The sequence below is a fragment of the Streptomyces roseicoloratus genome, from assembly GCF_004117935.1.
In the GTDB taxonomy this organism is placed as follows: domain Bacteria; phylum Actinomycetota; class Actinomycetes; order Streptomycetales; family Streptomycetaceae; genus Streptomyces; species Streptomyces roseicoloratus.
Genome location: NZ_SDOY01000120.1, coordinates 1 through 19,811 on the forward strand (window position 1 = coordinate 1; position 19,811 = coordinate 19,811).

35 protein-coding genes are annotated in these 19,811 nt (G+C 71.1%); 30 read left to right on the forward strand and 5 right to left on the reverse strand.

The features are described from left to right. Positions 1-47: 47 nt before the first annotated feature. From ESG85_RS17450 to ESG85_RS17460, 3 genes are read right to left on the reverse strand one after another with little or no spacing between them, the layout of a single operon-like run. Positions 48-1,652, reverse strand: coding sequence for a recombinase family protein (locus tag ESG85_RS17450; protein ID WP_246094866.1), 1,605 nt, complete (start codon positions 1,650-1,652; stop codon positions 48-50). Next, complete coding sequence (locus tag ESG85_RS17455) at positions 1,649-1,975, reverse strand: hypothetical protein (protein ID WP_128977243.1); 327 nt, start codon at positions 1,973-1,975, stop codon at positions 1,649-1,651. The genes ESG85_RS17450 and ESG85_RS17455 overlap by 4 nt, the downstream gene beginning before the upstream one ends. A gap of 19 nt (positions 1,976-1,994) precedes the next feature. After that, a complete protein-coding gene (locus tag ESG85_RS17460) occupies positions 1,995-2,426 on the reverse strand; it encodes an XRE family transcriptional regulator (RefSeq protein WP_128977244.1) in 432 nt (143 codons plus the stop codon). 273 nt (positions 2,427-2,699) lie between these two features. Here ESG85_RS17460 and ESG85_RS17465 point away from each other — a divergent pair, with 273 nt between their 5' ends. The 26 genes from ESG85_RS17465 (at position 2,700) to ESG85_RS36630 (ending at position 16,745) form a co-directional block, all read left to right on the forward strand. Continuing rightward, a complete protein-coding gene (locus ESG85_RS17465) occupies positions 2,700-2,912 on the forward strand; it encodes a helix-turn-helix domain-containing protein (protein ID WP_128977245.1) in 213 nt (70 codons plus the stop codon). Beyond that, complete coding sequence (locus ESG85_RS35015) at positions 2,909-3,082, forward strand: hypothetical protein (RefSeq protein WP_164986185.1); 174 nt, start codon at positions 2,909-2,911, stop codon at positions 3,080-3,082. Before ESG85_RS17465 ends, ESG85_RS35015 begins: the two co-directional genes overlap by 4 nt. A gap of 73 nt (positions 3,083-3,155) precedes the next feature. Beyond that, complete coding sequence (locus ESG85_RS17470; RefSeq protein WP_128977246.1) at positions 3,156-3,509, forward strand: hypothetical protein; 354 nt, start codon at positions 3,156-3,158, stop codon at positions 3,507-3,509. Continuing rightward, a complete protein-coding gene (locus ESG85_RS17475; RefSeq protein ID WP_128977247.1) occupies positions 3,506-4,150 on the forward strand; it encodes a hypothetical protein in 645 nt (214 codons plus the stop codon). Before ESG85_RS17470 ends, ESG85_RS17475 begins: the two co-directional genes overlap by 4 nt. Continuing rightward, positions 4,147-4,506 carry a hypothetical protein gene (locus ESG85_RS17480; RefSeq protein WP_128977248.1) on the forward strand — a complete coding sequence of 120 codons (360 nt, stop codon included), beginning with the start codon at positions 4,147-4,149 and terminating at the stop codon, positions 4,504-4,506. Before ESG85_RS17475 ends, ESG85_RS17480 begins: the two co-directional genes overlap by 4 nt. Then, the gene (locus ESG85_RS17485; protein ID WP_128977249.1) at positions 4,503-4,829 is read left to right on the forward strand and encodes a hypothetical protein; all 327 of its coding nucleotides are present in this window, start codon (positions 4,503-4,505) and stop codon (positions 4,827-4,829) included. The genes ESG85_RS17480 and ESG85_RS17485 overlap by 4 nt, the downstream gene beginning before the upstream one ends. Before the next feature lie 97 nt (positions 4,830-4,926). After that, complete coding sequence (locus tag ESG85_RS17490) at positions 4,927-5,817, forward strand: PD-(D/E)XK nuclease-like domain-containing protein (RefSeq protein WP_128977250.1); 891 nt, start codon at positions 4,927-4,929, stop codon at positions 5,815-5,817. Next, positions 5,814-6,635 carry a hypothetical protein gene (locus ESG85_RS17495; protein ID WP_128977251.1) on the forward strand — a complete coding sequence of 274 codons (822 nt, stop codon included), beginning with the start codon at positions 5,814-5,816 and terminating at the stop codon, positions 6,633-6,635. The genes ESG85_RS17490 and ESG85_RS17495 overlap by 4 nt, the downstream gene beginning before the upstream one ends. Continuing rightward, a complete protein-coding gene (locus ESG85_RS17500; protein ID WP_128977252.1) occupies positions 6,632-7,027 on the forward strand; it encodes a hypothetical protein in 396 nt (131 codons plus the stop codon). The genes ESG85_RS17495 and ESG85_RS17500 overlap by 4 nt, the downstream gene beginning before the upstream one ends. After that, on the forward strand, positions 7,024-8,439 hold the full coding sequence (locus ESG85_RS17505) for a DNA cytosine methyltransferase (RefSeq protein WP_128977253.1): 1,416 nt from the start codon (positions 7,024-7,026) through the stop codon (positions 8,437-8,439). Before ESG85_RS17500 ends, ESG85_RS17505 begins: the two co-directional genes overlap by 4 nt. Beyond that, positions 8,436-9,017: a RuvC family protein gene (locus ESG85_RS17510; protein WP_246094867.1), complete on the forward strand. Its 582-nt coding sequence runs from the start codon at positions 8,436-8,438 to the stop codon at positions 9,015-9,017. Before ESG85_RS17505 ends, ESG85_RS17510 begins: the two co-directional genes overlap by 4 nt. Then, complete coding sequence (locus tag ESG85_RS17515) at positions 9,014-9,442, forward strand: hypothetical protein (RefSeq protein WP_128977254.1); 429 nt, start codon at positions 9,014-9,016, stop codon at positions 9,440-9,442. Before ESG85_RS17510 ends, ESG85_RS17515 begins: the two co-directional genes overlap by 4 nt. Beyond that, positions 9,439-9,747, forward strand: coding sequence for a WhiB family transcriptional regulator (locus ESG85_RS36965; protein ID WP_219825166.1), 309 nt, complete (start codon positions 9,439-9,441; stop codon positions 9,745-9,747). The genes ESG85_RS17515 and ESG85_RS36965 overlap by 4 nt, the downstream gene beginning before the upstream one ends. A 31-nt stretch (positions 9,748-9,778) precedes the next feature. Continuing rightward, positions 9,779-10,729, forward strand: coding sequence for a mucin-2 (locus ESG85_RS17525; protein WP_128977255.1), 951 nt, complete (start codon positions 9,779-9,781; stop codon positions 10,727-10,729). Then, positions 10,726-11,391, forward strand: coding sequence for a zinc finger domain-containing protein (locus ESG85_RS17530; RefSeq protein WP_128977256.1), 666 nt, complete (start codon positions 10,726-10,728; stop codon positions 11,389-11,391). The genes ESG85_RS17525 and ESG85_RS17530 overlap by 4 nt, the downstream gene beginning before the upstream one ends. Further along, positions 11,388-11,591 carry a hypothetical protein gene (locus ESG85_RS17535; protein WP_128977257.1) on the forward strand — a complete coding sequence of 68 codons (204 nt, stop codon included), beginning with the start codon at positions 11,388-11,390 and terminating at the stop codon, positions 11,589-11,591. Before ESG85_RS17530 ends, ESG85_RS17535 begins: the two co-directional genes overlap by 4 nt. Further along, positions 11,588-11,767, forward strand: coding sequence for a zinc finger domain-containing protein (locus ESG85_RS17540; RefSeq protein WP_128977258.1), 180 nt, complete (start codon positions 11,588-11,590; stop codon positions 11,765-11,767). Before ESG85_RS17535 ends, ESG85_RS17540 begins: the two co-directional genes overlap by 4 nt. 12 nt (positions 11,768-11,779) lie before the next feature. Then, the gene (locus ESG85_RS17545; RefSeq protein WP_128977259.1) at positions 11,780-12,154 is read left to right on the forward strand and encodes a DUF4326 domain-containing protein; all 375 of its coding nucleotides are present in this window, start codon (positions 11,780-11,782) and stop codon (positions 12,152-12,154) included. 40 nt (positions 12,155-12,194) lie between these two features. Then, positions 12,195-13,007: a DNA adenine methylase gene (locus tag ESG85_RS17550; protein WP_128977260.1), complete on the forward strand. Its 813-nt coding sequence runs from the start codon at positions 12,195-12,197 to the stop codon at positions 13,005-13,007. Positions 13,008-13,093: 86 nt separating this feature from the next. Next, the gene (locus ESG85_RS17555) at positions 13,094-13,969 is read left to right on the forward strand and encodes a hypothetical protein (RefSeq protein ID WP_128977261.1); all 876 of its coding nucleotides are present in this window, start codon (positions 13,094-13,096) and stop codon (positions 13,967-13,969) included. Further along, positions 13,966-14,364, forward strand: a complete 399-nt coding sequence (locus ESG85_RS17560; RefSeq protein WP_128977262.1) for a hypothetical protein — start codon at positions 13,966-13,968, stop codon at positions 14,362-14,364. Before ESG85_RS17555 ends, ESG85_RS17560 begins: the two co-directional genes overlap by 4 nt. Positions 14,365-14,461: 97 nt before the next feature. Beyond that, entirely contained in the window at positions 14,462-14,701 is a 240-nt protein-coding gene (locus tag ESG85_RS17565; protein ID WP_128977263.1) for a hypothetical protein, read from the forward strand. Continuing rightward, a complete protein-coding gene (locus tag ESG85_RS17570) occupies positions 14,698-15,249 on the forward strand; it encodes a hypothetical protein (RefSeq protein ID WP_128977264.1) in 552 nt (183 codons plus the stop codon). Before ESG85_RS17565 ends, ESG85_RS17570 begins: the two co-directional genes overlap by 4 nt. Then, entirely contained in the window at positions 15,246-15,635 is a 390-nt protein-coding gene (locus ESG85_RS17575) for a hypothetical protein (protein WP_128977265.1), read from the forward strand. Before ESG85_RS17570 ends, ESG85_RS17575 begins: the two co-directional genes overlap by 4 nt. After that, complete coding sequence (locus ESG85_RS17580) at positions 15,632-16,003, forward strand: hypothetical protein (protein ID WP_128977266.1); 372 nt, start codon at positions 15,632-15,634, stop codon at positions 16,001-16,003. Before ESG85_RS17575 ends, ESG85_RS17580 begins: the two co-directional genes overlap by 4 nt. A 103-nt stretch (positions 16,004-16,106) precedes the next feature. Beyond that, positions 16,107-16,745 carry a hypothetical protein gene (locus tag ESG85_RS36630; protein WP_128977267.1) on the forward strand — a complete coding sequence of 213 codons (639 nt, stop codon included), beginning with the start codon at positions 16,107-16,109 and terminating at the stop codon, positions 16,743-16,745. An 88-nt stretch (positions 16,746-16,833) separates the two neighbouring features. Here ESG85_RS36630 and ESG85_RS17590 read toward each other — a convergent pair whose 3' ends face one another. Then, positions 16,834-17,205 (reverse strand): DUF6221 family protein, encoded by a 372-nt coding sequence (locus tag ESG85_RS17590; RefSeq protein WP_128977268.1) that lies wholly within the window; start codon positions 17,203-17,205, stop codon positions 16,834-16,836. Positions 17,206-17,209: 4 nt separating this feature from the next. Continuing rightward, positions 17,210-17,422, reverse strand: coding sequence for a hypothetical protein (locus ESG85_RS17595; RefSeq protein WP_128977269.1), 213 nt, complete (start codon positions 17,420-17,422; stop codon positions 17,210-17,212). Positions 17,423-17,603: 181 nt separating this feature from the next. Between ESG85_RS17595 and ESG85_RS17600 the strand changes: the two genes are divergently transcribed. The 4 genes from ESG85_RS17600 to ESG85_RS17615 are packed head-to-tail and all read left to right on the forward strand — an operon-like array spanning position 17,604 to position 19,811. After that, positions 17,604-17,876: a hypothetical protein gene (locus ESG85_RS17600; protein WP_128977270.1), complete on the forward strand. Its 273-nt coding sequence runs from the start codon at positions 17,604-17,606 to the stop codon at positions 17,874-17,876. Continuing rightward, positions 17,876-18,709 carry a hypothetical protein gene (locus ESG85_RS17605; RefSeq protein WP_128977271.1) on the forward strand — a complete coding sequence of 278 codons (834 nt, stop codon included), beginning with the start codon at positions 17,876-17,878 and terminating at the stop codon, positions 18,707-18,709. Before ESG85_RS17600 ends, ESG85_RS17605 begins: the two co-directional genes overlap by 1 nt. Continuing rightward, positions 18,706-19,206 (forward strand): hypothetical protein, encoded by a 501-nt coding sequence (locus tag ESG85_RS17610; protein WP_128977272.1) that lies wholly within the window; start codon positions 18,706-18,708, stop codon positions 19,204-19,206. The genes ESG85_RS17605 and ESG85_RS17610 overlap by 4 nt, the downstream gene beginning before the upstream one ends. Then, complete coding sequence (locus ESG85_RS17615; RefSeq protein ID WP_128977273.1) at positions 19,203-19,811, forward strand: hypothetical protein; 609 nt, start codon at positions 19,203-19,205, stop codon at positions 19,809-19,811. Before ESG85_RS17610 ends, ESG85_RS17615 begins: the two co-directional genes overlap by 4 nt.

Sequence of the window (19,811 nt, forward strand, 5' to 3'; positions counted from 1 at the left end):
GTCGTCAGTGTGAACAAAACATGCTCCTCATCGGGGCGGCACCCGTGTCACGCCCAGGGGTCAGGCTCCCACATCGGATGCAGCTCGACGCCGAATCCCTTCCCCTTCCGCACCAGAGCCACCCGGCGTAGGAGCTGCTTCAGCATGCCGTTCATCTCAACCGCGTTCAGCAGCTCCCACTCCTCCGCGAGACCGACGATGACAGGCTCGTAGTCCGTCTGCCTTGGCGCGAGCTCCACCACGGATACCCGCTCAAGTGCCGCCATGGTCGCCGCCTGCTGCTGGCGAATGCGGGCAACAGCATCCTCGTACTCGCCCGGTCCGTAGTCGTCCGGGTTCATGGCCCGGTCCGCACGGAGGTTGGCCAGCGCCTTCTTCTGCTTGGCGGCTTCGCCCTCGAGGCGCGCTCGCTCGCGGGCCGCTGTCGCTCGCCGGTCACCCGCCGGTGCGCGCTGCGCCGGCGCGCTGGGCGCCGCGTCGATGTCGACGGCAGCCTTGCTCAGCACCCATTCGTGCACGAGCTTCTCGACCTCGGCTCGCGCGGCGTACACCCCTTCGCAGCCATGCTTACTGGTTGTGGCGCGGCGCCCGCACATGTAGTTGTGGCCCTTGATCGAGGTGGGGCTGCCGTTGACGATGCGGATCGCGCTCTGGATGGGTGTGGTGCCGCGGCAGCCCGCGCACCGTACGAGGTTGGTGAGCGGGTAGAGAGCGGTCCGGGCGCGAGGCGGGGTCTTCTTCATTTGCTGCCGGCGGTCCTGGTATCGCTGCCAGATCTCGAGGTCGATGAGTTCTTCTTGGGCGCCGGGGAGGAAGACGGTGTTCGGGCAGTTCCCCTTCATGGAGGTGGAGCATTTGCACTCGGGGTTGTGGATGCGGAGTAGGCCCGCGCAGAAGCCGGAGTCCATGTAGCGGATGAGGGTCTGCACGGTCCACAGGCCGCCGCGGGTGGTGCGCCAGCCGCTGCTGTTCATCTCGTTGAGGAGGGCGTAGAACGGCTCGCCGTCGAGGTACTGCCGGTAGCGGTCGGCCATGACGGGGCCGGTGTCGGGGTCGGCGATGTACTTCTCGTCCTGGAGGGTGAAGCCGCCTTTGCCGTCGGGTAGACGTCGGGGGTGCCAGATGTAGCCGAAGCGGGGGCGGCCGGTGGCGGGGAGGTGGAGCTTGTAGCGGCGGTGGTCATGGGTCTCGCGCCACTGTTCGCCGCGGACGTCGGATTCATAGGCGGCGAACTCGAAGAGGATGCCGCGGTGGAGGCGGCCGGTGGCGGTGCGGGCGTCGACTTCCTCCGTGGCGGAGGCGAGTTGGCCGCCGACATCCTCGAGGCGCTTGAGGTTGATGGGGACGCCGTCGCGGGTGCGCCCGAAGCGGTTGTACTTCCAGACGACGATGCCGCGTGCTTCGCCGCGTTCGACCCGTTCGATGCCGCTCATGATCTTGCGCTTGAAGTTGCGGCCGGTCATGTCGAGGTCGGTGATCCAGTCAGTGATCCGGCGTCGGGTGCGCTGAGCCCACGCGGTGATCGCTGCCTTCTGCAGCTCTGGGCTGATCTTCTCTTCTTTCCAGGTGGAGACCCGGATGTAGCCGAGCCAGGGCTCCCACTCCTCTTCGGAGTGAGAGCCCTGGAACGTTTCGGGGATGCGCCGTGTCACTGTGCCTGCCGTTCGTGCTGCCGTGGGAGGGCGGGGCGGATCGGTACGACGGTGCCCCCGGACGGAGGGGTGTCCAGGAGGCCGAGGGTGACGTGCTGGAGGCCGAGCTTGTAGCCGGCGTTGTGGATGTCTTCGCGCTCGCGGTCGGTGAGGCGGGCGGTGTGGCGGAGGGTGGTGCAGATGAGTCCGGTTGCTGTGGTGGTGGTGGCGAGGATCCCGGTGCGCATGGCGGTTGCGCTGTCGAGGATCATGCCGGTCAGCCCGACGCCGAGGCTGATGGTGAACAGTGTGCTGAGCAGGGTGAGCAGGATGCGTGTGGACACTGACGTACCTCCGTGCTGGTCAGTTCTGTGCGGCCTGCCCCCCGCTCCGTCGGCGTCGTCTACGGAGGGTGTCAACCGTGTTCCGGAATAGCTCCCGATCGAGTTCGTCGTCGATCCCGAGGGCGTCGGCGGCTTCGTCGGTAGTCATGGGGTGGGGGGTTGGCGGTGGGTTCTGGACGGCTCGGAGTTCGGATTCCTCGAGGATGCCGGCCCTGACGAGGACCTCGCCTAGGGGGTGGTGGATGGCGTCGGCGAAGAGGGTGAGGACCTTGATGTCTTTGACGTCACCCGAGTTGATCAAACGTCCGACGCTGGCGGCGCTGATGCCCGAGTCCTCGGCGAAGCGGGTGCGGCCGCCGCTGCGAAGGCCGCTGACGTCGTAGCCCTGGCGGGTGATCTGCTCTTTTGCCCAGGCTGCGAACGCGGCGTTGGCGCTGATCTTGTTTTTCATGCTTGAAAGATAGCGCGACACGCGATGCCACGGAACACCCCCTTTCGGCCACCGAATATCGCTCGGGCGTGCGCATTAAAAATCGAACAGGTGCCCCTGACCTGTAGTTGAACCTCGAACGCCCTACAGAACGTAGGAGTCCGGCGTCACTCTGTCAACAGTGAAGGAACCGTAAAGGCTGAACCCCAGCCCGCCACATCTTTCACGCGTGACAGATACGTGCTACCTTTCTCTCACGCCAGACAGATCTGTCAGGCGGGAAAGGTACGACGCATGTACGACCGAACCCTGCTGCGAGCCGCAGCAGCTGCCGAAGGGCAGCACAACTACGTAGACCTCGCCCACCACTTGAAGGTTGCACAGTCCACGGCCTGGCGCCTCTGGTACGGCAAGAACGCCCCGAGCATCGAGACCGCCAGCAAGGTCACCAAGGCCTACGGCCTGACCCTCGCCCAGCTTCTCGAGCCAGCCGAGGCCGCCACATGAAAAGTCAGGTCGTCATCCCCCGCGCCCAGTGCATCACCGGCGCTCGCGCCGTCCTGGACAAGGCCCGCCAGCGGATTGCAGCGGACTACGCCGCCGGCCGCCTCTCCCCCGAGCAGACGGCCGTGTACGAGCGACTGATCGCGAAGAGCCGCGCTGCGGCCGCTGCCTGACCAAACGAATACGGGGCCGCTCCGTCCGACCGGAACGACCCCCGGCACCTCACCACACAGAAATGAGGACACCGTGTCCATCAACCTTACCCGTCCGACCCCGGTGACCCCGGTGCTGCCGGCGCCGTTCGACTCGCGTGACGCGCTGCTGCACGCCTTCGCCGTCACGGAGAAGGTCATTGCCGAGCTGGCCGATCGGCCGTCGAGCGTGACCATCGACGAGTACGACGGCGCGTACCGCGTCCAGGTCTACTTCCACCGCCAGCCCGCCCAGGTGCAGCGGTTCGCCGCGCGGTACTGCGTCGAGGTGCTGGTGGACGCGCACTACAACGGGGACACGTCGACGTACACGTGGGCTGAGGTCCGGGTCGACGGTGTGTCGGTGCGCGGGTGGGCGCTGCTGCGCCACGAGGAGCGTGCGGCGTGAATGCGCGGCGTGTGCAGGCGGCGGAGGGTGTGATCCTCGCGGCGCTGAAGACGAGGCAGACGGCGGCTGGTGTCGCGATCGCGTTGGAGTCGGCGTGCCTGCTCCAGTCACCCGAGTCGGCGGCCGAGCAGCGTCGCACGGTCATCGCCGAGCGGGACGCGCAGATCGTCGCGTGGCTGGCGAAGAAGGCCGGTGAGTACGGGACGTCGAACCGCGACAGCAGGACGGCGTCCGAGGCGGTCGGCCGGATGGCCGACAAGCTGAGCCGCGGCGCGGTCCGTGACGACGAGACCGGGGTGTCGCAGCTGTACGGGCTGCGGGCCGAGAACCACCGGCTGGTTGCCGAGGTGCGACGGCTGGAGGCGGAGCGGCATTCGACGAACGAGGAGCTGTCCAAGGCGGTCGAGCGGGTCGCCGAGCTGGAGGCGTTGACGCCCGCGCCGATCCAGACCTGCCGGACCTGCGGCGCCGGGTACACGTACGGCCAGCCGTGCAGCACCTGCGAGTTCGAGGCCCGCATCGCCAGCGAGCTCGCGGCCCGGCAGCTGGAGGACCCGCACGACTCGCCGCTGCACCACGACTACGCGGTCGGCCGCGACCTGCCCATCGCCCACCCCACCGACGCCGGGAGCGCCCTGTGAGCACCACCCCGAAGCCCGTCCGCGGCCCGATGCACATCGAAGCCACCGCACTCCACATCACCGCCGACGTCACCCCGCTCGTCGAGAACAACGTCCACGACCTCCTCGACCTCCTCATGGAAGAGGACCTGTTCGAGGCGTTCATGGAACTCGCCTGCACCGAGCCGACCGGCGAGCACGACGGCCACGCCCCCGACCGCCTGGCGTTCGAGGAGCTGAAGGACCGGCTCGTCGAGCGGCTGGCCACGAAGGTGGCGCTGACCGGCAGGCAGGCGTTGGGGATTGCGGACCAGATGCGCCGGCTGGGTGCGGCCCGCTCGGTTCCGGGTCAGCAGGACCGGAGGTGGTCTGCGTGACCGCCGACGAGTGGAACGCCCTGTACCCGGTCGGTACCCGCGTGCTCGCCTACCCCAACATCCGGCCCGATCACCCGATCGCGGTCGCCGTCCGCCGGGCGAAGGCCGAGGGCCGGTTCGTCGAGCCCCGTGACGCCGACCTCGCCCGCGGCCTGGACACGGTCACCCGAACCCGGGCATGGACCCTCGGCCACGGCAGGCCCGTGGTGGCGGTCGACGGCTACGCGGGCGGCCTCTGCCTGACGCACGTCTACCCCGGCGGCTTGTGCCCGACGTGCCGCCGCAACTTCGAGGGCTGCACCTGCACCGGAGGTGTCCGGTGATGCCCGGGATCTGGCGCGGCTGCGCCTGCGGCCTGCTCCTCTCTGCCGTCCTGTGGGCGCTCATCGCCCTCACCGCCATCGCCACCTGGAGCGCCCTGTGACCACCACCGTGCAGACCGGGGCCGTCCAGGCCCCGGCCGCCGGCCCGATCACCGGGCCCGGCATTTACCCGAACCTGGCGGTCGAGGAGTACCACGCGCACCGCGAGTCCCTGTCGTCGACCGGCGCCCGCACGATCCTGAAGGCTCCGGCCCTGTTCCGCCACGAGCAGGATCACCCGCAGCCCCGCCGGGCCGTGTTCGACTTCGGCACCGCCGCGCACAAGCTCGTGCTCGGCGACGGCCCGGAGCTGGTTGCGGTCGACGCCGGGGACTGGCGGACGAAGGCGGCCCGTGCCGAGCGCGACGAGGTCGAGGCCGCGGGCGGGATCGCGCTGCTGGCCGCCGACTACGACCGCGTCCACGACATGGCCGACGCGCTGCGCCGCCACCCGATCGCCTCCGCGGTGTTCGCGCCGGGCGCCGGCCGTCCGGAGCAGTCGCTGTTCTGGACCGACAGGCCGACCGGGGTCATGCGGCGGGCCCGGCTGGACTGGCTGCCGTACCCGCGGGGCGGCCGGCTGATCGTCGCCGACTACAAGACCACCGTGTCCGCCTCGCCGGAGGCGCTGGCCCGCACGGTCGACACGTACGGCTACCACCAGCAGGCCGCGTGGTACCTCGACGGCGTCCGCGCCCTCGAACTCGGCGACGAGTCCGCCGTGTTCTTGCTGGTCTTCCAGGAGAAGACCGCGCCGTATCTGATCACCGTGGTGCAGCTCGACCTGCTGACGCTGCGGGTCGGCGCCGCGAAGAACCGGCGCGCCCTGCAGGTCTACGCCGAGTGCACCGCCTCCGGCCGCTGGCCCGGCTACGTCTCGGACGACCAGCCCCACTTCCTTTCCCTGCCCCCGTGGGCCCTGGCCCGCGATACCGAGGAGTACCTGTGACCCAGCAGAACATCGAACGCATGACGCCGGCCGCCGCCCCCGGGCGGGTCGGGCAGGGCACGGCCGTCGAGCAGTCCCGTGCCGTCGCCGAGGTGCAGGCCGCGATCGTCGTCGCGCAGCAGTGCCCGCGGAACATCTCCGCCGCGATCGCCGAGATGCGGCAGTCCTGCCAGCAGCCGTACCTCGCGGAGCGCGCGTTCTACCGCTTCCCCCGCTCGGGGCAGACCGTGTCCGGGCCGTCCGTCCACCTCGCCCGGGAACTCGCCCGCTGCTGGGGCAACGTCCAGTACGGCCTCGCCGAGCTCCGCCGCGACGACGAGTACGGCGAGTCGGAGATGCAGGCGTACGCCTGGGACGTCGAGAAGAACACCCGCAACAGTTCCACCTTCATCGTCCCGCACAAGAGGGACCAGAAGAACGGTCCGAAGCAGCTCACGGACATGCGGGACATCTACGAGAACAACGCCAACAACGGTGCCCGCCGGGTCCGCGAGGCGATCTTCGCGATCCTCCCGCCCTGGTTCGTCGAGGAAGCGAAGGAGCTGTGCACCCGCACCCTGCGGGACGGCGGCGGCAAGCCGCTGAACCTGCGGATCGCGGACGCGGTCAAGGCCTTCGAGGGCATCGGCATCACCGCCGACCGTATCGAGACCAAGCTCGGCCGGCCTCCGGCGAAGTGGACCGACCACGACGTCGCCCAGCTCCAGATCAGCTTCCGCTCGATCCAGCAAGGCGAGATCAGCGCCGAGGACGAGTTCCCCTCGCTCGTCTCCCTGTCCGAGCTCACCGGCAACGCCCCGGTTGGGGAGGTGGCGTGATGCGACTCCCCTTCGTCTCCCGCCGCTACGCCCGTGGTGCTGTCGCCGCCGCCACGGCAGGCCTCCGCGCCGACCTCGAAGCCGCCCGCGCCGAGCTCGCTGACGCCCGTATCGACCTCGCCAACGCACGTGCCGCTCGCCGCAAGGCCGAGACCAGCCTGACGCAGGAACGGAAGAAGCAGCGTGCCGTCGCGAGCTGGCGCCACACGGACGACGGCCGCCTGGCCCGCGCGTTGCGTGCCGTCGCCGCGCTGCGGGCCGAGGCCGCCGTGCAGCGCCGTGTCGAGCACCGCCTCACCAACCAACTCCTCGACGCCACCGGCTACCAGGGCGACCCGCTCCTCCCCGCCGCCCGCGCCCTGCTCGACCTCGACCCGGAGGACCCGAAGTGAACGCGCTCCTCAACCGCCGGACTCTCGCCGCGGACTCCACCGACGGCTTCGCCGGGGCAGGCGGCTCCTCGACCGGCATCCGGCAGGCCGGCGGCATCGTCCGCACCGCGCTGAACCACTGGCGCCTCGCCGTCGACGTCCACAACGCCAACCACCCCGACACCCTGCACGACTGCGCCGACATCTCCCAGGTCGACCCCCGGCGGTACCCCACCACCACGTTCGCCTGGTTCTCACCCTCGTGCACGAACCACTCCGTGGCCAAGGGCGCCCGCCGTCACCGCGACGCCACCCCGGACCTGTTCGGCGAGGTCCTGCCCGACGAGGCCGCCGAACGATCCCGCGCCACGATGTGGGACGTCATCCGCTTCGCCGAGCACCACCGCTACCGGGCCATCATCGTCGAGAACGTCGTCGACGTCCGCGACTGGATCCTGTGGCCCGCGTGGATCTCCGCCGCGCACGCCCTGCGCTACCGCTCGAAGTTCGTGTGCCTCAACTCGATGCACGCCCAGGCCCTCGGCGACGGCGCCGCCCAGTCCCGCGACCGCGGATACACCGTCCTGTGGCGAGAGGGCGAACGAGAGCCCGACTTCGACAAGTGGACCCGCCCGACCGCCCACTGCCCGCGCTGCGACAAGCCGGTCCGCGCCGTCCAGGCGTGGAAGAACCCCGCCCGCCAGTACGGCAAGTACCGGGCCCAGTACGTGTGGCGCTGCCCCACCACCCGCTGCCACACCGAAGTCTTCCCCGCGGTCCGGCCGGCCTCCGACATCATCGACTGGTCGCTGCCCGCGCAGCGGATCGCCGACCGGGCCCGGCCGCTCGCCGACAAGACGATGAAGCGGATCCGCGACGGGTTCGAGGCGTACGGCCAGCCGCTGGTGGTGCCGGTCGAGGGCCGCGACGGTAAGCAGGCCCGGAGCGTGGACCTGCCGATGCGGACGTGCACGGCCCGCAACGAGACCGGCATCGCCGTCCCGCCGTACATGGTCGAGCTCCGAGGCGGCGGCTCCAGCCACCGGCCCGTCCGCGACCCGCTCGCCACCGTGTGCGCGTCCGGCAACCACCACGGCCTGGCGGTCCCCGACCTGATCGTCCCCTACTACGGCAACGCCACCCCGCGCCCCGCCGCCGAGCCCATCCCCACCGTCACCACGGTCGACCGGCACGCCCTGTTGCATGGCGCCGTCGTCGACACGGTCGAGGACCTCGGGTTCCGGATGCTGGAGCCGGCCGAGTACGCCGCAGCGATGGAGTTCCCCTCCGACTACGTGTGGCTCGGCAACAAGCGGGAGCGCGTGCGCCTCGCGGGCAACGCCGTCACCCCGAACGCCGCCCGCGACCTGTTCGCCATGATCTCCGAGGCCGTCCTTGGCGAGGAGCGCGAGCTGATCGGGGCCGCGCTGTGACCGCCACCCAGACCCCCGCGGCCGGGATGACCCGCCTCCCGGCCGCGGGCACCAAGCCGCTCGTCATCGGCCTCGACCTGTCCCTCACCTCTACCGGGATCGCCGGAGTCGACTGGGCCGACCAGCTCAAGCCCCGCAACAAGGGCCACCGCCGTTTGTCCTGGCTCCGCATGGAGATCTTCGACCGCACCAAGGCCGCCGACCTCGTCGTCGTCGAGGGCCCCTCGTACGGGCACGGCGCTCTCGCGGGACACCACGAGCTCGCCGGGCTGTGGTGGCTGATCACCCACGACCTGTGGCGCCGTGACCTGCCGTACGCCGTGTGCCCGCCGGCGCAGCGCGCCATGTACGCCACCGGTAAGGGCAACGCCTCCAAGGGCGAGGTTCGCGACGGCGTGCAGCGGCTGTTCGGTGTCGAGTGCGAGGGAGCGGGTCGGTACGACAAGGCCGACGCCGTGTCCCTCGCCTGCCTCGGCGCGGCGTGGCTGGGCTACCCGGCCGCCGACCTCCCCGCCACCCACACCCGCGCCCTGAACGGCGTCGCCTGGCCCAACACGATCCCGGCGGTGGCCGCATGAACATCCGCAGCGACATCGCCGAGCTCCTCCGCGCGGGCTGGTCCGGCCGCAAGATCGCCGCTCACTGCCAGGTCAGCACCAACAGCGTGCGCAAGGCCCGCGAAGCCCTCAACCTCCCCGCGCACAAGCCCGGCCCGACTCCGGCCGGCACCGTTGAGGATCTGTTCTGGCGCCGGGTCGAATTCACCATCGACGGCCACATCCTGTGGCCCAACGCCTCGGTCGGCATCCGAACCGGGCACAACGGCCCCCGCATCAGCGCCGCCCGCCTCGCCTTCCGCATCCGCCACCAGCGCGAGCCCGTCGGCAAGGTCACGCCGGGCTGCGGCCGGGCCCGTTGCGTCGCACCGGCCCACGTCGAGGACCGGCCCATGCGCGACGCCCTCAACAGCACGTTCGCCGCAATTTTCGGAGGGGTCCTGTGAGCACCCGAGGCATCAGTACGGACAAGACGCCTGACTGGCGCGACCAGGCCGCCTGTCGTGTTGAGGACGCCGACGTCATGTTCCCCGACCCCAGCGACAAGCGGGGCACTCGGATTGCGCAAGCCATTTGTCTGGCCTGCCCCGTCCGACAGCAGTGCCTGGAGCACGCCATGGCTGTGGAAGGGGGGTGCCGCCGGGAGTCTCGGTACGGCGTGTTCGGCGGCCTCGACGGCGATCAGCGCTACCGCCTCTACTGCCGCCTCCGCCCCAGTCACGTCGCCCGCCTCACGCGCGTCGCCGCCTGAACCACCCGCCCCACGTACGAGAGAAGGCACGATGCCCTGGTTCAAGATCGACGACGCTTCCCACAGCCACCCGAAGTTCGTGGCCGCGGGGAACGCGGCGATCGGCCTGTTCGTGAGGTGCGGGGCCTACTCCGCTCAGCACCTCACCGAGGGCATCGTGCCCGGCGTCATCGCCCAGCTGTACGGCACCGCCCCGCAGGCCGCCAAGCTCGTCAAGGTCGGCCTCTGGCACGGCGCCAAACACTCCTGCTCCCGCTGCCCGCAGCCGGCCGCCGGCGACTACGTCGTCCACGACTTCTTCGAGGGCGGCCGGAACGCCACCCGCGCACAGGTTGAGGCCAGCCGGAAGGGCGCCGCCGAGCGGGCCGCGAAGAGCCGCGCCGCAAGAAAGCGCCCCGGAATCGACGACGAAACGAAGAACATTCATCGTGCAATCGGCAACGAATCGGAGCCGAATCGAGACGGAAACGAACCCCACTTTTCCGACTCCGCCGCTGGTCAGGGGCACCTGTCACACCGCACGGGCCTCCCAGGCGTCACGCTTACCCAAGCCACATCCACGCCTAGCCAGGTACTTCCTTCGGAAGTACCTCCTCCCCCTACCCCCTCCGTGAACCACAGCACCGAGGTGGTGGCCGCCAGCAGCGGACGAGGAGAGGTCGAGCCCCTCATCCAGGCCATGGAGCACCGCGGCATGCGCGTCTCCTGGACGTTCAGCAGCGAGCAGTGGCTCGAACTCCGCGACGCCGTACGCCGCGTCGGGGTCGCCGCCCTCGTCGACCACGCCGAGCGCGCCTGGAAAGCCGCCAAGACCCAGCCCTACTCGGCCCGCTACTTCCTCGCCGGATGGGCCGGCCTCCAGACCACCACCTACACCGGGCCCCGCCCCATCACCGGGCCGCCGTCGGCCGCCCAGTCCTACCTCTCCGAGATGCAGCAGATCGCCGCCGAACTCCGCGCGGCAGAAGGAGGCATGCAGTGAAGCCCTCCGAGATCCCCCAACTCCTCGCCGAGATCGCCCTCGCCGACCACCGCGTCCGACGCACCGACCCCATCGAACTCCGCGCGCAGATCGCCATGTGGGCCGGCATCCTCGCCGACGTCCCCTACGACGCCGCCGTCCGCTACGCCCACGAGCACTACACCAAGAGCACGTGGCCGATCCTCCCCGCCGACATCGCCACCCGCTGGACCGCCGCCGTCGCCGACCGACTCGGCCGCCACACCGGCACCTTCGAACCTCTGGCCCACCCCGAGGTCGACCCCGACGACCAGTACGGCGACGCCTACCTTGCTGCCCTCAAGGCCGAACGCCGCGCCGTCGCCACCGGCCACCAACCACCCAACGAACTCCGCGCCATCACCGCCGGCCCCGCCGCCGAAGAAGTCGACAAGCGCCTGAAGCAGATGGGCGCCTACATGCCGCCCGCCATCAAGGAAACCCTCGCCGAGTTCCGGCCCGACGCCGTCGAACGCGAACGCCTCATCCGCTCCGGCCTCGCCGACCCGCGGTCCGTCCCCTGCCCGTGGGCCGCCTGCCGCGCCCCCTCAGGGCAGCGCTGCCGCACCAACGGCCGCGACCGCCACGACTACCACCCCACCCGCATCGACGCCGCCACAGCAGCCCTCAGGAGCGCCGCATGACCACCGCCGCCCGCCGGTGGCGGCCCGACGGCCCCGGCAGCTTCCAAGCCCCACCCGACGTCACCGCCGTACGAGACCGCACCGGCCGCCTCTGGACCCGCAACAAGCCCCGCACCCGCTGGACCTCAGGCGGCCCCCACATCCGCTGGCGCACCCTCGTCGCCGAACACGGCCCCATCACCGAGGAGCACACCGCATGAACGCCGCCGAACCCACCACAACCGCCCCAGCACTCTCCCTTCCCGCCCTCGCCGTCACATGCCCCGCATGCGGCTCCAAGCCCGGCGAACTGTGCACCTCCCACAGCGGCACCCGCCCCCGCCGCAACGACGTCCACCGCGCCCGCACAACCGCACACAACACCCCCACCACCTGAAGGAGGACCCCCATGCCCGAGCGTCTTCGCCGCCGCCGCACCACGGGCTGGCGCGCACCCGACGGAGCCGTCTACGTCGGACGGCCCACCCGCTTCGCCAACCCCGCCCGCCTCATCCGCGCCGACCACGGCCTCGCCGTCCAGTGGGGCACCACCGGCAGCATCGTTGGCACCTGGCCCGCCGACGGCATCGAAGCCCGCCGCTACGCCACCGACCTCTACCGCACCTGGATCAACCAGCCCGAACAGGACTCGACCCGGGCCCTGTTCCGCGCCCTCCTCCACGGCCGCGACCTCCTGTGCTGGTGCCCCCTCCCCAAGCCCGGCCAACCCGACCACTGCCACGCTGCCGTACTCCTCGAACTCGCCAACCAGCCCACCGCCTGACTCCCGGTTCCACCACCACCCACGAAGGAGCAGCCCGCCCGTGAAGTCCCCGGTCCCGTACTTCGGCAGCAAGCAGCGCATCGCCCCCTGGATCGTGTCGCTGCTGCCCGCCCACGAGCACTACGTCGAACCGTTCTGCGGCGGCCTGTCCGTCCTGCTGGCGAAGACCCCGTCGAACATGGAGACCGTCAACGACCTCGACGGCGACCTGATGACGTTCTGGCGCGTCCTGCGGGACCGGCCGGCCGAACTCATCCGCGCCTGCGCGCTCACCCCGCACTCCCGCGTCGAGCTCGCGGACGCGCACGAGCCCGCCGCCGACGAGCTGGAGCTCGCCCGCCGCATCTGGTCCCGCCTCGCACAAGGCCGGTCCGGCACCCTACGGCAGACCGGGTGGCGGCACTACATCGCCCCCGCCGGCTCGTCGATCGGGATGCCCGGCTACATGGACGCCTACGTCGACCGGCTCGCCGCAGCTGCAGAACGCCTCCACCACGTTTCCCTCGAAGCCCTGCCCGCCCTCGACGTGATCGCCAAGTACGGCGCCGCGCGGGACGCCCTGCTGTACGTCGACCCGCCGTACCTCGGCAGCACCCGCCCGTGGTCGAACTACCGCGTCGAGATGAAGGGCGAGCAGGACCACCGCGACCTCGCGGCCGCACTCCAGGACTGCAAGGCCACCGTCGTCCTGTCCGGCTACGACAGCCCCCTGTACGCCGACCTGTACGCCGACTGGCACCGCTACGAGCAGCAGACCATGACCGGCAACGCCAAGACGGCGAAGGACCGCACCGAGGTCGTCTGGGCAAACCGTCCCCTCGCCGGCCAAGACGGCCTGTGGCCCGCCGCCTGATCCCTGCCCGCCTGACGCAACACAGCCGCCCCCGCGGGCAATGCGGGGGCGGCCACCCGGAGCCTACCCAGACAGGAGCACCACCCATGACCGACCTCCACGCCACCGCCGCCGAGACGATCCCCGCCCTCATGGCCAGCATCCAGGAGTACCGCGCCCTCCAGCAGCCCCTCGTTGACGCACTGCGGCTCATCCACGAGGACATGGACCGCGCCCACAAGGGCGGTGACGAGTGGGCCATGGAGTGGATGGGCGACGTCTGGTCCGGACTGCCCCTCGCCGTGCGGGCCGCGGCCGGGGATCAAGACGCGGCGCACGAGTACGCCGCCGGGGTCCGGGACGCCGCCCGCCAGGCCACCGCCCAACCGGCCACCGAGGCCGTCTGTGCCTGCGGGCATGCCGCCCACGCCCCGGGCACCGAGTGCGAGGACGGCGTCAACCACGGCTCGAAGCGCTGGCACCGCTGCCTCTGCCTCAACCTCGTCGACGCGGACTCGGCCTGCCCGCCGGACATGGACTGCCAGGGCGGCACGCTCGGCTACAGCGACGTGTGGCACCGCCAGCGTGCCGCCGCCCCGAACGCGGCCTTGGGCATCACCACCGAGCAGGCCCTCCGCGGGGCGGCAGCCCTGGGCGAGGCGATCCGCGCGACGCAGCCGTCCGGCGTCGACTTCTCCAGCCCGTCCGTCGGGCGGCAGGACACCCAGACCGCCGACGAGGAAGAGGCGGCCGCCGTACTCGAAGCCATGGCCATCAAGCTCGCCACCGGTAGTGACCCCGTCGAGCCGAGGCAGTTCCTCGCCGCCATGGCCGCCTACCGGGCCGCGATCCTCAACAGCGCCGCCGACGAGATCGAGCAGGAGAACGCCAGCTGTAACAGCGTTGTCCCCTGTCAGCCCTGCGCCACCCGCACCCACGCGGCCGCCAGCCTGCGCGGTCTCGCCGTCGGGAGCGCATCGTGACCACGGACCTCACCGCCAACCCGCAGCCCGAGTACCTGTACGAACTGTGGGACGTCAACTGGGACGACGGGCCCCTCGGCAACTGGAAGATCCTCCGCCACGAGATCACCCGCAAGACCGCCCGCCGGATCTACTTCACCCTCGACAACGGGCGCACCGGCTATCTCGACCGGAAGAAGATCGAATCGGAGGGCGAGATCTACCACGGCCGCACCTGCCGTCACCTCCACCTGACGCCCCCGGGCATCCCGCGTCCGCCCAAGCCGCCATCCCTGACGGAGCTACGCAAGGCCATGGCCGACGCACACCCCGACCGGGGCGGCAGCAGCGAAGCATTCATCGCCGCCCGGGCCCGCTACGAGCGCGCCCGCCGAGCCGCCGGGGCCGAGTCGTGACCTGGTGGGCATGGCTCCTCACCCTCTGGCTCACCGCCCAACTCCCCCTCGTACCCGCCTGGAACCTGGCCGTCCGACGACTGAAAGGCACACCCCGATGACCCAGCCCGAAGCCACCGAAGCCGAACTGTGGATGACCCTCCACGACGCCATGGACGGCAACCTCAGCATGTCCCGCCGCCGCAAGCTCATCACCGCCTACCGAGCCGCCGTACTCCGCACCGCCGCCGACGCACTGGACGACTCCGAAACGCTCCGCGACCTGACCGACGACCACATGCGTGACGTGAACGCCACCACCAACGAGCTCCGTCGCATGGCCGAGGAGGACCAGTGACCCAGCCCGACACCGAGCAGCTCCTCAACCTCGCCGACCGCGCCGAACGCGGGCCACTCACCCCGGACGAAGCCGCACGACTCCGCGACGGGATCACGAAGCTCGCCACCCACATCGACGAGTACCGCGACATGTGGCGCAGCAACATGCGCGCCATGGTCGAACAGGAGCAGCGCGCCGACCGCTACCGGACCGCGTGGACCAGCGCCCGCACCCGGGCCGAGGTCGCGCGACACGTCGCCCGCAGCAACCGCCGGCACGTCGCCGCGATCGTGCCCGACCTCGAAGCCGCCACCACCCGCGCCGAGCAGCTGGACGATCTCCTCCGCATCGCGAACGACACCTCGAACACCTCCGAGACTGAACGCGTCCGCGCAGTGGAACGCGCAGACCGGGCCACGGACGCCATCGCACGCGTCCGCGCCGAGTGCGACCGGATCGAGGCAGCAGTCCGCGACAGCGCCACCGACCAGGATCTCGCCGGCGGCTACCTCGCCTGCCTCCGCCACATCCGCGCCGCCCTCGACCCCCAGGAGCCCCAGCTGTGACCAACCTCCCGCCGTACAGCGGCCCCAACCCGACCTGCCCCAAGTGCAGCCACGACGAAGCCCTCACTGAGTACCGGGCGCACGGCGATTGCGTTCATGGCGACCTGATCGGTTCCATCGGATTCCAGCCGAACGAGCGGCTGCACCGCGAGTGCATGCGCTGCTCCTACGCCTGGGACGAGCAGCTCAACCCGCCCGACGTCGAGCCCGAGCCCGTATGCAACTGCACGTGGGGCGGGCTGGAGATTCGGCGCTGCCCCGGCCACGAGCCCCAGCCCGGGCCTGCCACCCACATCGGCGGCAACGCCGAGGACTGCCTCGCCTGTGAGGGCACCAACCCGCCGTACCCGTTCCTCTGCCCCGGACCCCAGGAGCCCCAGCCGTGAGCCGACTCCGCGCCCTCGTCTGGCGCGCCACCCGCCGCACAACCAACCGGCTGTACGACGCCCTCGCCGTCCTCGGCGGCTACTGCAACGACCACCCCGTCAAGAGCGGGATCCCGGACGGGACCGGCGGCTACCACCACTGGCGGTGCGCCTTCAAGCGCGGCCACACAGGCCACCACCGCTACCGCAACTACACGTGGGACGCGAACGGCACCACCGACTACCTGCCGATCGACCCGTTCCCCAGCCAGCCGTGGGAGCGGTCGTCCATCTCGACGAGGCGCCAGGCCCGCGAGAGGCGCCGCTGGGATGCCGACCAGTCCGCCCGCTTCCGAGCTGAGCGCCTCGCCCGCGGCGAGAAGTACTGACCCCGAACGCGCGAAGGGGCGCGCCCAGTCCGCCAAGACACCTGCGGGCGCGCCCCACACGGTGCAGTCACCGTACAGCCCACACCAGCCCCACGGAGCCACGATGACCACCACCGCCGCAGCCCAGCTCCAGACCATCGCCACCCTCTGGCCCGACCTCGACGACGCCCTCGGCACCCCCGTCGCCGCGACCTGGCCGCCCGCCGGCCTCCGCACCTACCTCGCCGCCCTGGAGCAGCACGACGCCACCGAGACGGCCGCCCTCCGCATGCTGGAGCGCTCCCCCGACCAGCTCGGCGCCCGGCCGGTCCCCGTCAACCTCCGGATCATGGACACCATGCGGACCGTCGAAGCCGCTCTCCACGAGACCGCCGACCAGATCGCCTCCGCCAACCAGCACGCCGTCGAGACATCCCACCCGCACCGCTGGCACTTCACCGGACGCCCCCGCGGCGCCGCCTGGACCGCCCTCTGGCTCAGCGCGAGGGCCGACAACGTGTTCTGGCCCGGCCGCGCCCTCACCGACGCTCAGGCGCGCCACCTGAGGCACGTCGCCCGCGAGGCTCTCCACCGCGTAGAGCAAGCGCTCGACCTCGCCGTCGAGCAGCGCGAGTTGGACGCCCAGCACCGATGCCCCTGCGGCGGGCGCATCGTCATCACCGGCGGCGCCGGCGACCAGCCCACCGCCCGCTGCCGCCAATGCGGCGCCTGGTGGACCGAGCGAGGCGTGGTCGCGGCCTGACCTGCACGCTTCCCGGCGCCGGGAAGCTTCCGGACAGCAGCAGGCCCCCGCCGGATACACCCGGACGGGGGCCACTGCACGGGCGCGGCTACGGGCGCCACGCCTCGTCGTAGTCGGGGTGGTCGGCATACGGCAGGGCAAGGGCCGCGAGGATTGGTGAGACCTCGGGGTAGCTGTCCCAGCCGCCCATCATCCGGCGCCGTTCGGCAACGAAACGTTCGTAGTCGGCGAGGATCCGCCGCTTGGCGTCGACCTCGGCGAGGACACGAGCCGGATCATGGCGGGCGATGTGCTCGGCGACCGCGCCGTCATCGGTCGTGAACAGCTCGGTGCCCACCTGGATGGTTGCCGAGAACGGCAGACTCCACTGCAGCTCGTTGCCGGACCCGTCCCACAGGACACCGCGAGCCGTTCGCTCGTCCTCGTCGAGGCGGGCCGTCAGGAACTCCACCAGATCCACGCTGCTACTCCTTCGGCTTCAGGTCGGTGCGGCGGCCCTGGGTCATCCCCGCCTGCCGCTTCGCCCAGTACTCGTCGAACCACGCCACCGGGTACTCCGGCCGGCTGCTCCCCGGACGGAACGCGGGCGCAGGCCAGCCCTCCTTGGGGTTCGTCGCGAGCCGGTGGATCAGCGTACGGCTGCGCCCCACCCGCTCCGCGAGCTTCGGAATGGTCATGGTCTCCCGCGGCTCCTCACTCTCCGGGGTCACGGACATGGGCACATCCTCTCGCGAGGTGTGGACATTGTCCACACTTCTCGCTACGGTCGAACCGGCAACAACGAAGGCCCCGGCCGGAGTTCGCAGCTCCACATGGCCGGGGCCAGACCCACCCACAACCTCACGAAGGAGCGGGTCCGTGTCCGAGCGTACCGACCAGCCTCCCAACGTCCACAGCCTCCTCGGCAAGCTCGCCGACCGCATCGAGGCCAAGCACCCCACCAAGGCCATCGACGAGCGCCTCGTCCTCGCGCAGGCCCTTGTTGTCGCCGAGCACACCTACGGCCCCACCGAGGCCGCCGACGCCGCCGAGCGCGCCCTCATCGACGCCCTCCCGCCCGTCCGCCCGGACGACACCCGTGCCGAGTACGCCACCCGCTGCCGCCTTGTCGGCCAGGAGGTCTCGGCCTGATGCGCACCCCGCTCATCGCCCCCGCGGTCACCCTGTCCGCCGGCTCCCTCGCCTGGACCACCTGGAGCCTCGTCGACCTCCTCGGCGCCGGCCCCTGGGGCATCACCGTCGCCGCCGGAGCCGACATCATCTGGGCCTCCGTCATCTGGGCCGAAGCCCGCAGCCTCCGAATCTGCGGCCACCGCTGGCCCGTCGCCGCCATCGGCTGGACCGCCCTCGCCGCCGTCGCAGCCTTCCTCGTCTGGCACGGCATCCAGCAGCACCACACCGCCATGGCCGTCGCCGGCCCGTTCCTCCCCCTCGGCGCCAAGGTCGTATGGCTGCTCGCCCTCGCGGACATGCGCGACCCCGCAGCGCTCACCGACGACGACCGCGCGCTGCTCGCCAACGAGGAGCGCGCCATGCGGTTCGAGGAAGCCCGGCACCGGCACGAGCTCCGCCGCCGCGAGATGGCCGCCGAGCGCCTCATCGCCGAGGTCGAGACCGACTTCACGATCGAGCTCGCCCGGCAGGACAAGGACCGCGAGCTTGCCCGCCGAGCACCGATCGCGATCGCCCCGATCACGGCCGAGCACGAGACGAGCACGATCGCGATCACCCCCGAGCAGCCCCACGCTTCGGAGCGCCCCGAACCCGCCCCGACCAGCACGATCGCCAATCGCGAGCAGAAGAGCATCGCCGACCTCGCCCGCGAACACGTCGCGATCCACCCGACCAACCCACCCGCCGTCGACGCGATCTGCTCGATCCGGCCCGACGCCGATCGCCCGTCCGTCGGCGCAGCCGTTCGCCGCGCCCGCCAGCAGCTCGACGCCCGCGGAGGCTACCGATGACCCCCACCCTCGGTGCCGTCCTCGTCGGCTTCGCGCTCCTCGTGTGGGAGCTGTTCGTCTGGTTCCCCGGCCTCAAGACCCTCCAGACCAACCTCATCGGCGCCGCCGGTGAGCTCCTGCCCTTCACCCTCTGCTGGTGCGTCGGCGCGCTCACCGTCATGGTCGTCGGCGGCCTCGTCGGCTGGATCGGCGACACCGCCCTGTGGGGCCTCAACACCTTCGGCGACGGCCTGTTGGTCTACGGCGTCGGCGCCCAGACCGGCACCGCCCCCGGCAGCACCGCAGCCCCACTCACCCAAGGCGGCCTGTTCATGACCGCGCTCGTCCTCGTCGGCTTCCTCGCCCGCCGCCACCGCGGCGCCAAGGCGTCGAAGTGGCGCGGCTGGGGCGCCGGCGTCGGACTCGGCCTCTCCGCCGGCATCGCCCGCTACGCCGCCGTCCCCCTCGCCTCCGCCGTCAACCTCTCCGGCGCCTGGCTCACCGGGATGATCTCGTGACCACCGAACAGCAGCCCGACGTCGTGGCGGGGGAGCAGCCGAGCAAGCTCGCAGGCGGCTGCGTCCTCGCCATCGGCGCCGCACTCGCCGGAGGCATCGCCTACACCGTCCCCGAGACCGCCTACTACACGGCCGGGCTCCTCACCGCCGCCGGCGTCCGCCGCGCCCGCACCTGGGCCGCCGGGCGCCGGGGCGGTGAGCAGCCGGAGGTCGAGGACGCCGTCGACATCGTCGCCGCCCTCCACGAGCTCTCCCCCGGCGGCACCGCGAACGTCCGCCTCACCCAGCTCGCCGAAGGGATCGGCCTGCCTGACACCCGGACCGTCCGGGCCCTCCTCGACGAAGCCAGCATCCCGATCAAGGAAGTCCGCACGGGCGGGAAGGTCGGGCCCGGCATCCACGTGACCGCCATCCCCCGCTCCTGCGGCGCCCCTCCCGACGGTTGTTGGTGCGCTGTGACCAGCAACAACAACACCAACAACACCCCCGAGGAGGAGCCCCGAGAGGGGTTCCGTGTAGAGCACATCGGCCACGCCGGAACCGTCGTCCACGACCCCGCCGAAACCCGCCGCCGCCACGCCACCACCACGAGGAGCGCCCGATGA